This is a genomic window from Methylobacterium isbiliense (assembly GCF_022179325.1).
Classification (GTDB): Bacteria; Pseudomonadota; Alphaproteobacteria; order Rhizobiales; family Beijerinckiaceae; genus Methylobacterium; species Methylobacterium isbiliense.
Genome location: NZ_BPQQ01000044.1, coordinates 18839 through 32830 on the forward strand (window position 1 = coordinate 18839; position 13992 = coordinate 32830).

Annotated in this window: 15 protein-coding genes; 6 read left to right on the top strand and 9 right to left on the bottom strand. The window is 75.4% G+C overall.

The annotated features are described in order from the left end of the window. Positions 1-3: 3 nt before the first annotated feature. From MFF61_RS19315 to MFF61_RS19335, 5 genes are all read left to right on the top strand, one after another. Positions 4-1122, top strand: coding sequence for an ATP-binding protein (locus MFF61_RS19315; protein ID WP_238237140.1), 1119 nt, complete (start codon positions 4-6; stop codon positions 1120-1122). A gap of 7 nt (positions 1123-1129) precedes the next feature. Further along, complete coding sequence (locus MFF61_RS19320; protein ID WP_238237141.1) at positions 1130-3442, top strand: DUF5682 family protein; 2313 nt, start codon at positions 1130-1132, stop codon at positions 3440-3442. After that, positions 3439-4608, top strand: a complete 1170-nt coding sequence (locus tag MFF61_RS19325; RefSeq protein WP_238237143.1) for a VWA domain-containing protein — start codon at positions 3439-3441, stop codon at positions 4606-4608. Before MFF61_RS19320 ends, MFF61_RS19325 begins: the two co-directional genes overlap by 4 nt. A 106-nt stretch (positions 4609-4714) precedes the next feature. After that, entirely contained in the window at positions 4715-5065 is a 351-nt protein-coding gene (locus tag MFF61_RS19330) for a hypothetical protein (protein WP_238237145.1), read from the top strand. Positions 5066-5138: 73 nt separating this feature from the next. Next, the gene (locus MFF61_RS19335; protein ID WP_238237147.1) at positions 5139-5708 is read left to right on the top strand and encodes a hypothetical protein; all 570 of its coding nucleotides are present in this window, start codon (positions 5139-5141) and stop codon (positions 5706-5708) included. A gap of 45 nt (positions 5709-5753) precedes the next feature. Here the strand turns inward: MFF61_RS19335 and MFF61_RS19340 are convergent, their stop codons facing one another. The 4 genes from MFF61_RS19340 to MFF61_RS19355 all read right to left on the bottom strand — a co-directional run bounded on the left by MFF61_RS19340 (position 5754) and on the right by MFF61_RS19355 (position 8677). Further along, positions 5754-7190 (bottom strand): hypothetical protein, encoded by a 1437-nt coding sequence (locus MFF61_RS19340; protein WP_238237148.1) that lies wholly within the window; start codon positions 7188-7190, stop codon positions 5754-5756. A gap of 70 nt (positions 7191-7260) precedes the next feature. Next, the gene (locus MFF61_RS19345; RefSeq protein ID WP_238237149.1) at positions 7261-7590 is read right to left on the bottom strand and encodes a hypothetical protein; all 330 of its coding nucleotides are present in this window, start codon (positions 7588-7590) and stop codon (positions 7261-7263) included. Positions 7591-7604: 14 nt separating this feature from the next. Beyond that, positions 7605-7883, bottom strand: coding sequence for a hypothetical protein (locus tag MFF61_RS19350; RefSeq protein WP_238237150.1), 279 nt, complete (start codon positions 7881-7883; stop codon positions 7605-7607). Positions 7884-7927: 44 nt separating this feature from the next. Beyond that, positions 7928-8677: a hypothetical protein gene (locus MFF61_RS19355; protein ID WP_238237151.1), complete on the bottom strand. Its 750-nt coding sequence runs from the start codon at positions 8675-8677 to the stop codon at positions 7928-7930. A 92-nt stretch (positions 8678-8769) separates the two neighbouring features. Between MFF61_RS19355 and MFF61_RS19360 the strand changes: the two genes are divergently transcribed. Beyond that, a complete protein-coding gene (locus MFF61_RS19360; RefSeq protein WP_238237153.1) occupies positions 8770-8919 on the top strand; it encodes a hypothetical protein in 150 nt (49 codons plus the stop codon). A 22-nt stretch (positions 8920-8941) separates the two neighbouring features. On the opposite strand, the gene MFF61_RS19365 is transcribed toward MFF61_RS19360, so the two are convergent. The 5 genes from MFF61_RS19365 to MFF61_RS19385 all read right to left on the bottom strand — a co-directional run bounded on the left by MFF61_RS19365 (position 8942) and on the right by MFF61_RS19385 (position 13977). Further along, positions 8942-9904 (bottom strand): hypothetical protein, encoded by a 963-nt coding sequence (locus MFF61_RS19365; protein WP_238237156.1) that lies wholly within the window; start codon positions 9902-9904, stop codon positions 8942-8944. 28 nt (positions 9905-9932) lie between these two features. Next, on the bottom strand, positions 9933-10880 hold the full coding sequence (locus tag MFF61_RS19370; RefSeq protein WP_238237158.1) for a hypothetical protein: 948 nt from the start codon (positions 10878-10880) through the stop codon (positions 9933-9935). A gap of 31 nt (positions 10881-10911) precedes the next feature. Beyond that, a complete protein-coding gene (locus tag MFF61_RS19375) occupies positions 10912-11715 on the bottom strand; it encodes an OmpA family protein (RefSeq protein WP_238237160.1) in 804 nt (267 codons plus the stop codon). An 80-nt stretch (positions 11716-11795) separates the two neighbouring features. Then, positions 11796-12749, bottom strand: a complete 954-nt coding sequence (locus MFF61_RS19380) for a trypsin-like serine peptidase (protein ID WP_238237162.1) — start codon at positions 12747-12749, stop codon at positions 11796-11798. A gap of 76 nt (positions 12750-12825) precedes the next feature. Next, on the bottom strand, positions 12826-13977 hold the full coding sequence (locus MFF61_RS19385; RefSeq protein ID WP_238237164.1) for a hypothetical protein: 1152 nt from the start codon (positions 13975-13977) through the stop codon (positions 12826-12828). Between the last annotated feature and the right edge of the window lie 15 nt (positions 13978-13992).

The window sequence follows — 13992 nt, forward strand, 5'->3', positions numbered from 1 at the left end:
GACATGCCGCAGACCAACGGGAGCCAAGCCGCGCAGCCGAGAGAAGCCGCCCAGCTTCGTCAAGCCGCCGAGGATGCCTTCGCGGAGGAGATCGCCGCGCTGCGCGCCGCCGACGACCGGCCGCGCCCGCCGAACTGGCAGCTCTCGCCGCAGGCGGTCGTGACCTACCTGATGGGCGGGCGGCTGGCCTCCGGCTTCGAGATCACGCCGAAATACATCGGCGAGCGGCGCCTGATGGAGGTCGCGGTGGCGACGCTCGCCACCGACCGGGCCCTGCTGCTGCTCGGCGTGCCCGGCACCGCCAAGAGCTGGGTCAGCGAGCATCTGGCGGCGGCGATCTGCGGCACCTCGCGTCTGATCGTGCAGGGCACGGCGGGCGCCAGCGAGGAGGCGATCCGCTACGGCTGGAACTACGCGCTGCTCCTCGCGAAGGGTCCGAGCCGCGAGGCAGTGGTGGCCTCGCCGGTGATGCGCGCCATGAACGAGGGCCGGATCGCCCGGGTCGAGGAGCTGACGCGCATCCCCTCGGAGACGCAGGACAGCTTCATCACCGTCCTGTCCGAGAAGACGCTGCCGATCCCCGAGCTGAACGAGGAGGTGCCGGCCCGGAAGGGCTTCAACCTCATCGCCACGGCCAACAACCGCGACCGGGGCGTCAACGAGTTGTCGAGCGCGCTCAAGCGCCGCTTCAACACCGTGGTGCTGCCGCCGCCCGCCACCATCGAGGCCGAGATCGCCATCGTGGAGACCCGGGTGGCCGCCCTCGGCCGCGCCTTCGAGATCCCGGCCGAGCCGCCGGGGGCCGACCAGATCCGGCGCGTCGTCACGATCTTCCGGGAATTGCGCGAGGGCGTGACCGCGGACGGCAAGGCGAAGGTGAAGCAGCCCTCCGGCACCCTCTCGACCGCGGAGGCGATCAGCGTGGTCGGCAGCGGCCTCGCCCTCGCCGCCCATTTCGGCGACGGCCGCCTCTCCGCCCACGACCTCGTCTCCGGCATCGCCGGCGCCGTGGTGAAGGACCCGGTCCAGGATGCCATCGTCTGGCGCGAGTACCTCGAGACCGTGGTCAAGGAGCGGACGGAGTGGAAGGACTTCTATCGCGCCGCCCGCGAGACCGCCTGACCGCGCGATGCCCGAGATCCGGATCTTCGGCATCCGCCACCACGGGCCGGGCTCGGCGCGTTCGCTGCGAGCGGCGCTCGACGCATGGCGGCCCGACTGCCTGCTGATCGAAGGACCGCCCGACGCCGAGGCGCTGATCCCGCTCGCCGGCCATGCCGCGATGGCGCCGCCCGTGGCGCTCCTCGTCTACCGGCCGGACCGGCCGCGCGACTGCGCCTTCTTCCCCTTCGCGGCCTTCTCGCCCGAATGGGTGGCGATGCGCCACGGCATCGCGGCCGGCGCCGCCCTGCGCTTCATCGACCTGCCGCATGCGATCCAGCTCGCGGACGGGTTCGGGGCGGACGGCGAGGCGTCTCCCGGCGACGGCGCTCCGCAGCCCGTCGCCGCGCCCGCCGCCTCCGCGGCCGAGGCGGTTCCGGCCGCCCCGGCGGCGATCCGGCGCGATCCGCTCGGCGAACTCGCCGGGGCCGCCGGCTTCCCGGACGGCGAGCGCTGGTGGGACGCCTTCGTGGAGAGCCGGGCCGGCGAGGACGGCGACGTCTTCGCGGCGATCGCCGAGGCGATGGCGGCCCTGCGCGAGGGCGCCGGGCCCGATCCCGGCGAGGAGGCGCGCGAGGCGCACATGCGCACCGCCATCCGCCGGGCAGCCAAGGACGGTTTCGCGCGCATCGCCGTCGTCTGCGGCGCGTGGCACGGGCCGGCGCTCGCCCGCCACGACGCCAAGGGACAGGCGGCGGCCGATGCGGCGACCCTGAAGGGGCTCCCCAAGACCAAGGTGGCCTGCGCCTGGGCGCCCTGGTCCTACGAGCGGCTCGCCACCGCGAGCGGCTACCGGGCCGGCGTGCTCTCGCCGGAATGGTACGACACCCTGTGGCACCACGAGGCCCGCGTCGCCGCCCGCTGGCTCGCCCGGGCGGCCGCGCTCCTGCGCGAGGAGGATCTCGACGCCTCCCCGGCCTCGGTGATCGAGGCCGCGCGCCTCGCCGAGGCGCTGGCGGGCTTCCGCGGCCGGGCGCGCCCCTCGCTGGAGGATCTCGACGAGGCGGTGCAGGCGACGCTCTGCTTCGCCGATCCGGCGCCGATGGCCCTGATCCGCCGCAAGCTCGTCATCGGCGAGCGCCTCGGCGCGACGCCGCCGGACAGTCCCTCGACGCCGGTGGAGGCGGATTTCGAGGCGCAGTGCCGGCGCCTGCGCCTGAAACCCGGGACGGATGCGGGCGAACTCACCCTGGACCTGCGCAAGGAGACCGATCTCGCCCGCAGCCATTTCCTCAACCGGTTGCAGCTCATCGGCATCCCGTGGGGCACCAGGCGGCAGGCCCGCGGGCGCGGCACCTTCAAGGAGGCGTGGTTCCTCTCCTGGCAGCCCGAATGGGTGGTGGAGCTGGTCGCCGCCTCGGCGGAGGGCGGCACGGTGGCGCAAGCCGCCGCCGGCCGGGTGCGGACGCGCGCCCGCGCCGCCGCCCGCGTCTCCGAGCTGTCGGGACTGATCGGCACGCTGCTCGATGCCGACCTCGCCGAGGCCGGCGCCGAGGTGATCCGGGTGCTCAACGACCGCGCCGCGCTCTCGGCCGACGTGTTCGACCTGATGGAGGCCCTGCCGCCCCTGGCCGAACTCGCCCGCTACGGCTCGGTCCGCTCCTCCGATACGGCGCCCGTGCTCGCGGTGGTGCGGGGGCTGGTGCCGCGGGTCGCCGCCGGGCTGGTGGCGGCCTGCCAGAGCCTCGATGACGAGGCGGCTGCGGCCGCCAAGGCGCGCCTCGTCGCGGTCTCGGGCGCCATCGCGCTCATCGAGGAGCCGGAGCTGACGGCCGTGTGGCAGGAGGCCCTGCGGGGGCTGGCCGACCAGGAGCACGCGCATGGCCGCGTGGTCGGCCGCGCCGTGCGCCTGCTGTTCGACGACCGCGCGGTGGCGGCCGAGGAGGCGGGCGACCGGATGCGGCTCGCGCTGTCGCGGGCCGCGGCGGCGCCCGCGGCGGCGGCCTGGATCGAGGGCTTCCTCGAACACAGCGGCACGGCGCTGATCCACGGCCGGGGCCTGCTTCCCGTCGTGGACGAGTGGCTCTGCGGCCTCGACGAGGAGACCTTCACGGAGCTGCTGCCGCTGGTGCGGCGCACCTTCGCGACGATCGCACCGGCCGAGCGGCGGGCGATCGGCGAGGCCCTGGCGCGGCCGGGCGGCGGCGCCTCCGGCGACACCGCGCCCGGCCGGACCTTCGACGCCGAGCGCGCCGCCAGGGTGCTGCCGATCCTGCGCCTGCTCCTCGGCCCCGCCTCCGAGACCCGAGAGTGGGCTGCGCCCGAGGAGGATGTGCGGTGAGCGAGACCGAACGCCTGCGCCGCTGGCGCCTCGTGCTGGGCGGCGGCCCCGCCGACGGGACCGGCTGCGCCCTTGGGGAGCGGGACCAGCGCCTCGACCGGGCGCTCGGCGCCCTCTACGATTCCGACCGCGGGGCGAGCCTCGGCTCCTCCGCCCCCTCGGTGCCGCGCTGGCTCGGCGACATCCGCGACTACTTCCCGGCCTCCGTCGTGCAGGTGATGCAGCGCGACGCCTTCGAACGGCTCGACCTCAAGCGCATGCTGACCGAGCCGGAGATGCTGGAGGCCGTCGTTCCGGACGTCTCGCTCGTCTCCACCCTGATCTCCATGCGCGGCCTGCTCGGCGGGCGCACCAAGGAGACCGCCCGTCTGGTGGTGCGCAAGGTGGTCGAGGCGCTGATGCGCAGGCTGGAGGAGCCGCTGCGGCAGGCGGTGAACGGGGCGATCGACCGCGCGAGCGTGAACCGGCGCCCGCGCCATGCCGAGATCGACTGGAACCGCACCATCCGGGCGAATCTGCGCCATTATCAGGCGGAGTACCGCACCATCATCCCGGAGACCCGCCTCGGCCACGGCCGCAAGAGCCGCGGCAGCCTCAAGGACGTGATCCTGTGCATCGACCAGTCCGGCTCGATGGCGAACTCGGTGGTCTATTCGAGCATCTTCGGGGCCGTGATGGCCTCGCTGCCCGCGGTCTCGACGCGTCTCGTGGTGTTCGACACCGAAGTCGTCGACCTCACGGACGAGATGGACGATCCGGTCGAGGTGCTGTTCTCGGTCCGGCTCGGCGGCGGCACCGACATCAACCGCGCGGTCGGCTATTGCGAATCGCGCCTCACCCGGCCCGACGACACGATCCTGGTGCTGATCTCCGACCTCTACGAGGGCGGGGTCGAGGCGGGGCTCCTCGCCCGGGCGCAGCGCCTCGTCGGCGCCGGGGTGCAGATGGTCGCCCTCCTGGCGCTCTCGGATGAGGGTGCACCGGCCTTCGACCGGGCGCTCGCCGCACGGCTCGCCGCCCTGGGCGTGCCCGCCTTCGCCTGCACGCCGGATCTCTTCCCCGACCTGATGGCGGCGGCGATCCGGCGCCTGGACCTCTCGGCCTGGGCGGCCTCTGCCGGCATCGCGGCGGTTCCGGCCGAGGCCGGGTCGGCCCGTCAGGCCTAGCGGCGCGCGAAACCGGGTCTGGACCGCCCATGCCAGATCCAGCCGGGCCGTTCGGCCCGGCCCGTCGCCCGCGCAGCGGCGGCGGTCCGGCAGAGGAGAGACAAGGATGATCATCTGGTCCGGCTGGGGCGTGCTCGCCGCGCTGATCATGGGCGCGGCGCTGGTGGCGGGTGTGCTCGTCGATCCCGCGCTCGCTCGCATCGGCATCCCGACCCCGACCGGCGTCGTCGCCGTGTGGGTGGCCGCCGCCGCGCTGAACTGGGTCGTCGGCACCCGGCTCAACAATCGGCCGGGCCGGGAACTCGTCGATCCGCGCACCGGGCAGGTGGTGATCCTGCGCGGGCGCCACACGCTGTTCTGGATCCCCATGCAGTACTGGTCGGTGCTGATCCTGCTGCTCGGCGCCGTCGCGATCCTGGGTGCGCTCGGTGCCGGGACGCCGCGGCGCCCGGCGTGACGACCCCCTTGCGCTCACGCAGCGGGCATCCGGGACGGGAAGATCGGGGCGCGAGCGATCGCGGGGAGGAGCCATGACGCGCGCCGGAGCCTTCCGTCCCGAGCGCCCGGGGCATCGGACGGGGGCGCGGGAGCCGTCGCCGGACGAGCGGCGCGTCGATCTGCCCGTCGCGCGCCGGCCGCTCGCCGGCCTGCTCCTCGGCGCAAGCGTGTTCGTCGCGGCCGGGGCCTGGATGCTAGGCGGCCATCCGGGACCCGTCGTGGCGGGAATCGCCCTCCTCGCCATCGCGTTCTTCGGCCTCTGCGGCCTCGTCGCGCTGCGCGACCTGACGCGGCGCGGCCCGGTCCTGTCGGTCAGCGCCTACGGCCTGTTCGACCGTCGCTTCTCCACGGCCTGGATCCCGTGGTCGGCCCTGGAGGGCTGCCACGTCGCCAGCGGGATGCTCAGCCTCGCCGTGAGGCCGGAGCGCGACGCCGCCCTGCCGCTGACCCGCCGCGCCCGCTGGACCGCCCGCCTCAACCGGCTCGTCCTGCGCCCGCGCGGCCCGCTCGCTGCCCGCCTCTACTTGATGCCGTGCCAGGGCGTGACGGGCGGGGCCGAGGCGGTCGCGCAGGCCCTCGCGCGGGTGCTGGGCCGGCGCTGACATCCGCCTGCTGCGCGTCGCGCGGCCGGTCGCACGGGGCGGCGTTCAATCGTCGGTCGAGAACACGCGGTCGCCCACGAAGATCATGTCCCGGTCGGGCTGCGGCGGATCGTTCTGCGAGCCGAAGGCGAAGAAGTGCCGCCGCACCCGCCCGTCGGCGCCCGTCAGGGTCAGGGTGTGGCGGTCGAGGGCGTAGCGGCCGCCCTCGGGGGCGCGGCGCCGCCCGAGCGCGGAGCCGACGCCGGTGGTCGCGCCCGAGTTGGTCGCGCCGACCGAGCCGCCCCGGCCGTAGCGGCCGTCCGGCCGGAAATCGTACCGGCTCGACACGGCGATCGTCACGTCGCCGCCGAGCGCGCTGTTGCCGCCGCCCGAGAGCCGGCGATAGCCGCGCGACAGGGTCTCCCCCGCCCCGGCCGGGAAGGCCTTGAAGAAGCTGCCGTCCTGCAGGCGGTAGGAGATCGGCTTGCCGCCGGTGCCGGTGAGGTCGAAGCCGGCGCCCGAGCGGGTCCAGCGGCCGAAGCGGCGGGGCTTGGCCTGCCGCTCGGCCGCAAGATCGACGTCCTCCAGGGCCGCGTCGTCGATCTCGTAGTAGCTGCCGTCCCGCAGCAGGATCAGCGGCTCGTAGTCGATCGTAACCATGCCGCCGACGCCGACGCCGGTGGTCGCGCGGAAGTACACGCCTTCCACCTGCTCCCAGTTGGCGGCGTGGAGCGGCGTCGCGGGCCCAGCGGCCGGCGGCATCTCGCCGCGCGCGGGCGGCTCCACGGGGCGCGGCGGATCGTCGGCCGGGCGGGGTCGGTCAGCGATCTGGGCGCGCCCCTTCGCCACCAAGCCCTCATCCGTCATGTCGAGGGCGCGCAGCTTGGCCGGCGGGATGAACTCGCCCGAGAGGGTGCCGAGGAAGCGCGGCATCACGCCGAGCCGCCGGGCCGCCTGCCAGCCGGCATGGTGCAGCACGGCGCGCAGCTTGACCTGCTCGGCGAAGGCCGCGCGCGTCTCCGGCCCGGACAGCGGCGGCTTCACCGCCATCGGCGCCACGAACTGGCGGCGGATCGCCCGCAGCGCCGCCGGGCTCGGCTCCGCCTGGGTGTCGTTGGCGACCATCCATTGCAGGGCGACGAAGGCCGTCAGCACGTCCCCGGCATCGCCTGCCCGCAGGCCGGTGCCGTCGAGCAGGGTGCGGAAGATCGCGTCGTGATCGTGTTGGCGCATCTCGCGCGCGGTCTCGGCCGCCGCGATCGGGTTGGTGGCCTGCAGCTCCCGCAGGTGCCGGGCGACGGTCCGGGCGCGCAGCTCCGCCGTCGAGGTGAAGGGCAGCGCCGGGGCGCCCTCCTCCGAGGCCGGTCGCTCCCTCTCGTCGCCGGGCGTCCGGAGCGGCGGCAGCTGCACCCCGGGCGGCGCGTCCGCTCCGCCCTGCTGGGCCTGCACGGAGCCTGCGACCAGGCCTGCCAGGATGCCGAAGGGGACGAGGGCGCGTCGCATGGGGTCGCTCCTGTTCGCGGGAGAATCGGGCGGCTGCGGTCAGCGCGCGGGGCCGGCGAGGATGGCGCGGTCAGGACCGCCCGCGCGCGCGCCAGACCGCGAGGGCAGCGCCGGCGAGGCCCGCGAGCAGCGTCAGCAGCATGACCGGCAGGAGGGCGATGACGATCCAGCCCATCATCGTCAGCCCGTGGAGGAGGCTGCCGATGTCGAACCCCGCGACCGGACAGGGCTGGACGCCGGCCTCGTTCACCGGGCAGCCCGTCAGCCCCGCGAGCGCCAAGCCCGTGGCGAAGAGCAGCGCCGGCAGCCACGCGAGGCCGGCGGCAATCGCGAGGCCCCGCCATCCCCGGCTGGCGAGCGGGCCGAACAGCAGAAGGCGTCGCAGGCGTTGGCCGTCCATCCCGCCCCCGCCCCTCATCGCGGCGCGCGGCCGGCGCAGGGCTGCCAGGAGCGCTGATAGCCGGCCTCCCCCGGCCGGCCGTAGCACCAGCCCGCGGCATTGAGCCGGCGGTCGAGGGCGTCGCGCCGCGTGCAGGCCTCCTGCGTGCGCGGGTCGTCGCCGCGGCCACCCCGGCAGGCGCTGTTCTGCGCCGCCCAGTCCCGCAGCAAGGCGGTCGGCTCCCCACCGGCCGGAGCCGCCCGGGCGGGCGGGAGGCCGGCGAGGAGCGGGAGGAGGAGAAGCATCGCCTTCATGGTCGGCTCTTTCGTGCAGGATGGAGGAGCGGAGAGGACCCCCGCTACGGCGCGCGGCGGTAGAGGCCACGGAAGCTCACGTTCAGGCCGCCGCAGGCGTTGTTGTCGTCGACGAGCCAGGGGCCGAGCCGCCGCATCCAGACCTTGCAGGCCGTGGCGTCGCCTTGTCCGACCGGGAGCGTGCCGCTCTCCCCCATGGCGAAGCTCAGCGCGTCGCCGGACGGCGTCACCGTCCCTTCGAGACTGCCCATGTTGATGGCCCCGCGCCGGACCCGCTCGGGATCGACCGATCCCCAGGTGGCGTCGCCGCTGAGCGCGAGGGTGCCCGGACGGGCGCCCGGCTTCACCCGGATCGTCGCCTCGACCCGGGTCCAGGTGCCGAGCCAGTCCTCCGGCGCGACCGTTCCGCCCGGCTCGACCGCCACCGCCTCCGCCGGCAGCCAGCCGGACCGGCCTGCATCGGTGCGTCCTCCGCCGCCGGGCGCGAGGTAGGTGGCGCAGAGATACGGGCCGCGCCGCGCCCCGACCAGCACGCGGTCGCCGGGCACGAGGTAGGCCCGGGCCCGGCACTCGGGCGACGCCCCCGGGCAGCCCTTCCGCTCGACCGCATCCCTGAGGAAGTGGACGCGGTCGGACCCGCCGACCCGGCCGACCGCGAGCGGCGGGGCTTCGGAGAGCGCCGGCAGGTCGCGGCAGGCGCCGTCCTCGGCCCTGGCACCCTGCAGGGCACCTTGGATGAGCGCGCCGGGGACCGACCCGAGGAGGAGGACGGCGAAGCTCAGGTGACGGCGCATGGCGTTTCGGACCATCGTGGGCAAGGGACCATCGTGGGTAAGGGACCATCGTGGGCAAGGCGGGCGCCGCGGCGCGGCGGGGACGAGACGTCATGGGATCGCGGCGCGTGCGGATGGCGGTCGGATCGGGGCTGGTGGCGCTCGCCGCGATCGCGGCCATGCTCTGGCTCGCCGGCGTGGCGGCGCAGGACGCCTGCCTGGACGGGGGCGGGGCGTGGCGGGACGGGGCCTGCCTGCGCTGAACGCCGGGGGCTCGCGCGCCGCCTACTTCGGGGCGACGGAGGCGGCGACGCGCTCGGCGCGGGCGATCGTGTCGGCTTGAGCGGCATCGGCCATGCCGATCACCCGCAGGTATCGCGGCCCGTCGAACAGGACGGTCTGCGTCACGGCGAGCGGCCGCGCGGTCTTCGGGTCCGTCGCGCTGGCGCGCAACCGCACGATCACGGTCGTGCCGCGGGTCGAGCGGTCCTCGTCCGTCACCGTCACGTCCTTGAGGTCGCGCAGGGTGCCGAGCGCCTTGCGGGCGAAGGCGCTCTCCTGCCCGGCGGCGACCGCCGCCTGCCCGAGCGAGGGCGCGATGATGATCATCGGCTGCGTCCGCTCCGGATCGACATCCTTCGCACCCTCCGTGAGGAGCAGGGAATTGCCCATCACGACGCGCACCGGGCGGAACCCGGCCATCTCGCCGACGCTGTAGGGCAGCGTCGCGATCTGCTCGTCGAGGCTCGCGGGCGTCCGGAACGCGATGGTGCGCAAAGCCGCCTCGACGGCCTCGCCCGGCACCTGCCCGGCGGCCTGCTCGGGAACCTGCACGGTCACGAGGCCGGTGCCCGCCCCGCCCCGCACCACGGCGACCCATTTCGCATAGGTGAGCCCGTGCGCCGCCTGGGCGCCGCGCAGGAGCCGTCCCTCCCCGCCCGCGACCGCGAGCGCCTCGCCCTCGCCGGTCACGGCGAAGCCGGTCGGGCGCAGGGCCTCGGGGGTGAACCTGCGGCTGATCTCCGGATAGGCCTCGGCCGGCATCTCCATGATGACGATCGAGGCGCCGGAGCGGTGCTCGAACCCGGCGAAGCCCCGGGCGGGCGTCATGCCGGGCGGCGGCACGAGGCCGATCGCGGTCGCGGGCGGGAAGACCGGCTCGGCGGCGCGCGAGGCGGCGGGCAGGCCGGCGAGGACCGCGAGGGCGAGAAGACGGCCGGCCGCGCGGCGCGAGAGCGTGAGCATCATCGGGCGAACTCCGCTGGCGAGGGGGGTATCAGCGCGTGGCGACGCGGCTGAGAACGAAGGTGTTGCCGGAGAACTGGACCTGCCCCGGTGCGCTCATGTGCTCCAGCATCAGGCGCAGGTTGCGGCCGAGCCGGGCGGAATCCGAGCGGGTCTCGTACCAGTACTCGGCGGCGGACGCGCCGGAGCGCACCGGGCGGTGGTGCTCGTAGCAGCGGAAGGCGGCCATGTACTCCTCGGCGGCCTGCACCTCCTGGGCCGAGAAGCCGTTGAGGCGCACCACGTAGGCGGTCGGCAGCCCGCCGCAGGCCTCGGTGCCGGGCGCGGCCACCGCCCCGGCGGGCGGCGCCTCGCCGAGGGGCGCCGGGCCGGCATCGGCGGCGCGGCGGGGCGCCACGAACCCGTCGAGCTTCGCGGTCAGCGCGGCGGCCACGTCGCCCGCGATGGTCTTCGCCTCGGCGCCGACCCGCTCCAGCAGGCACTCGCGGTCGCAGCCCTGCGGCAGGGGCGGCAGCTGCACGCCCGCCACCTCGAAGGAGCCGAGCGACTGGCCGGTGCGCACGTTGAGGAGCCGTCCCGGAATGCGGACCGACGGGCGCACGATGTCGGAATAGGCGGATTTCGAGGCCGAGGCGTAGATCTGGAAGATCGCGACCACGTCGAGCGGCGGGTTCGACACCGCGCGGGCGACCTCGATCAGCTCCGCATCGCGCCGGCGCACCCGGTTGGGCTGGGTGAAGCCCATCGCCACCGCGGTCTCATCGTAGACGTTGTAGCCGCGCAGGTTCATCGTCTCGGAGAGTTCGGCGATCACGCGCTGGAAGATCCGGTTGCCGCGCGGCACCGCATCCTCGTCCGCGTCCTCGCCCATCACCACGACGTTCGGCTTGCCCTGCGCCAGCGCGGGCGCGGCGGACAGGCCGAGGATCAGGGCGAAGGCCGCCGGGGCGGCGCCCAGGATGGTGCGCAGTGGAATCATCGGGTCTTCTCCGGATGGGCTGGGGTGAGGCTCAGTCGGCGCAGGGCAGCGCCGTCGGGGCGGCGTCGAAATCGTCGAGGTCGAGGACGACGCGGTGGCGGGGATCGGCGTGGTGCGGCGCGCAGGCCGCGGCGGCGACCGGGCCGATGAAGGACAGGGCGCCGGTGCGCGGCGCGATCAGGCTCACCTCGACGCGCCGGTTGATCCGCGCGAGCGGCGCGGACGGGTCCCGGGGCCGGCTCGGCCCCCAGCCGTGGACGCGCAGGCGGTCCGGATCGATGCCGTAGACCTCGACGAGATGCGCCTTCACGGCCCGGGCCCGGGCGAGCGACAGGCGGCGGTTGTAGGCGGGCGTTCCCGCCGCGTCCGTGTGGCCGGCGATCAGGAAGCCGTGGCGGGAGAGTTGGCGCGAGCCGAGGGCCTGCCCCAGCGGTTCGAGCTGGATGCGCGCCTCCGGCGTCAGGCGGGCGCTGTCGTAGGCGAAGAACACCGTGAGATCGACCGCGCGACCGGCATCGACGCTGAGCGCCGGTCCGCCGTCGTCCGGGGCGACCCGGAGCGGCCGGGACGGCGCGCCGGGATTGCCGTCCGCGAACGGGGCGAGCGCGCGGATGATCGCGGTGGCCGACGGGTTGGCGGCGCGGGCCTCGGCCGCCTCCGCGGCCTCGTCCCGGGCCGGCGCCCCGGTCTCGGGCGCGCGCAGGCCCGGCGCCTCGGTGAGCGGGTTCGCGTGGGCGCCGCCGAGGGCGAGGGTCAGGCTCACGCCCAGACCCAGCCCCTTGAGCAGGCCGATGCGGGCGGCCCGCCCGCGCGCGGCTGCGCCATCGATCGCCATGAGGTCACTCCCGTTTCCATCGGGCCTTGCTTCGGCCCCCCTCGCTCCATCCCTGGACGCCGCAGAGCGGTTTTCGCCGCTCAGCGCCCGCGCAGGATCGCGTTCATCTGGCCCGGATCGAGAGAGCCGTCGGCGGCCGGCCTCGGGGGCGGCTGCGCGCTGGCCGCGGCGGGTGCGGCCGCCGGACGGCTCTGCCCCGCCGCGATCTCGGCGAGCAGGCGGCTGCGGCCGAGGATGGCCGAGAGCCGCGTCGCGCTGTTGAAGCTCGACGGGTCCTTCGGGTCGAGCCCGCCCTCCTTGTGGAGCGCGACACCGGCCACCTCGGTGTCGAACATCAGCGAGCCGGAGGAGCCGCCGAGCGTGTCGCAGCGATGGCGCAGGTCGGGCCCGTCGGGCTGGTCCTTCAGGGCGAAGCAGCGGAATCGGCTCATCACCTTGGGCCGCCCGAGCGGGTGGTGGATCACCAGCATCGAGCGGCTGCCCGGCACCGCCTCGCCCGAGAGCCGGGCCGTGCCGTAGGTGGCCGCCGGGTTCCCGGCGACGCGGGCGAGCGCGTAGTCGAGGCGCGCGTCGAATTCCACCGGGCGCGGATCTAGGTCGAAGCGCCGCGAGCCCTTCCCGTCGAGGGTGAGGTAATCCATCAGGATCGAGGCCTTGACGGGCGTGAGGTCGCCGGCCTGCGGCAGGCAATGGTGGTTGGTCAGCACGTAGTCGCCGGGCAGGAGCGCGCCCGTGCAGGACGCGCCGACCGTCTGGCCGGAGCGGGCGTTGCGCAGCACGATGTCGACCCGCCCGACCGGCCGTGCCAGGGCGGCGAGGCTGTCCCGGGGATCGAGTTCGGCGATCGGCTCAAAGGCGCCCTTGTTCTGGTCGACATAGGCCGCGGCATCGCCGGTGGTCTGGCGCAGGGGCAGCTGGGCGCGGCCGTAATCGGCCGGATCGAAGCCGACGCTCTGCGCGTGGCCCGCGCAGGGCATCAGCAGCAGGCCCAGCACGGCGAGCGTCGGGCGGCCTGTCCGGCGGCGTGCGGCCATCGTGGTCCTCCTCTCCCGGCCTTCCGTTTAGGCCGGCCGTGTGACGGGTCGTCGAAGGGGGCGCCCGCCCCCTGTCTCAGCGGATCAGCGCGTGGGTGAGGCGACCCCCGGACGGCGGGCCAGTCTCCGGGACAGCCTGGGCGGAGTAGACGAGGTTCTGGCGGGACCCCTCGCGCAGGTAGTAGGCCTGCGCGCCGTCGGGCAGGATAGCGGGGGGCAGGGCGGCGCTGCGCAGTTCCGGCCCCACCTCGATCCGGGCGCCCGGCGCGGCGGGCCGGAAGGCGAGGCCGCACAGGTCCGGTGCGAGCCGGCTCGCGCGCAGCCGCCCCTCCCCCTCTGCCGGCACGGGACGGCGCTCGGCCGGATCGGCCCCGAAGGCCACGCGGCGGCAGGAGGAGCGGGCCGGCGCGATCAGTTCCTCGACGAGGACGACGGGGGCGGCGGCCGGGGTCTCACGGACCGGAGCCGGCGGGCCGGGCGGCTCCGCCTCGGCCGTCTGCGCGGCCGGCGCGAGCGGTTCATCGGCGCGACTCCCTGAAGGCGTGCGGCCCTGCAGCGTGCCGAGCGCCGCCGCGACGGCGAGCCCGGCCGCGACCGCGGCCGGCAGGGCGAACCGACTGCGACCCGGTGCGGCCGGCTCCATCGCCGCCGGCCGGGTCAGCGCGTCGAGGGCCGCGGGCACGGAGCCGGAGGGCAGGAACATGGGCGGGCGGGCGCGCCCGAGGGCGCCGAACGTCCGCTCGGCCTCCTCCCGCTCCGGCCCCTGCGGCAGCAGGACGGCGAGATCGGCCTGCGGTGCCCCGGCGAGCAGGTCGCGGGAGCGGGCGAGCTTGTCGAGGAGGGCATAGTCGCCGGGCTGGATCGCGAGGTCGAGGTCGACTGCGCCGGTGGCCCAGAGCACGAGATCGGCCTCGCCCGGCTCGGCCGCGAGGCGCAAACCCCGCGCGATCAGGCCGTGCGCGAGGCAGACCGGAACCTCCCAGGAGCGGCCGGCCTCGAAGGAGCCGGAGAGGCGCAACGCGTGCGGCACGCCCGCCATCCCCGGAAGCCGCGCGAGCGGCCCGCCGGGCGCGGCGAGCCGTGCGTAATCCGACGACCAGGGCAACGGCCGGTAATCGCCCTCCGCGAAGGCCGCCGAGGCCGGCAGCCCGGGGCGCGGCTGCAGCGCGCACAGCCGCAGCGGCCCGCCCGTCGTCGGCACCACGACCAGCACCGATCGCGGTGTCATGCCGCCTCGCCGGTC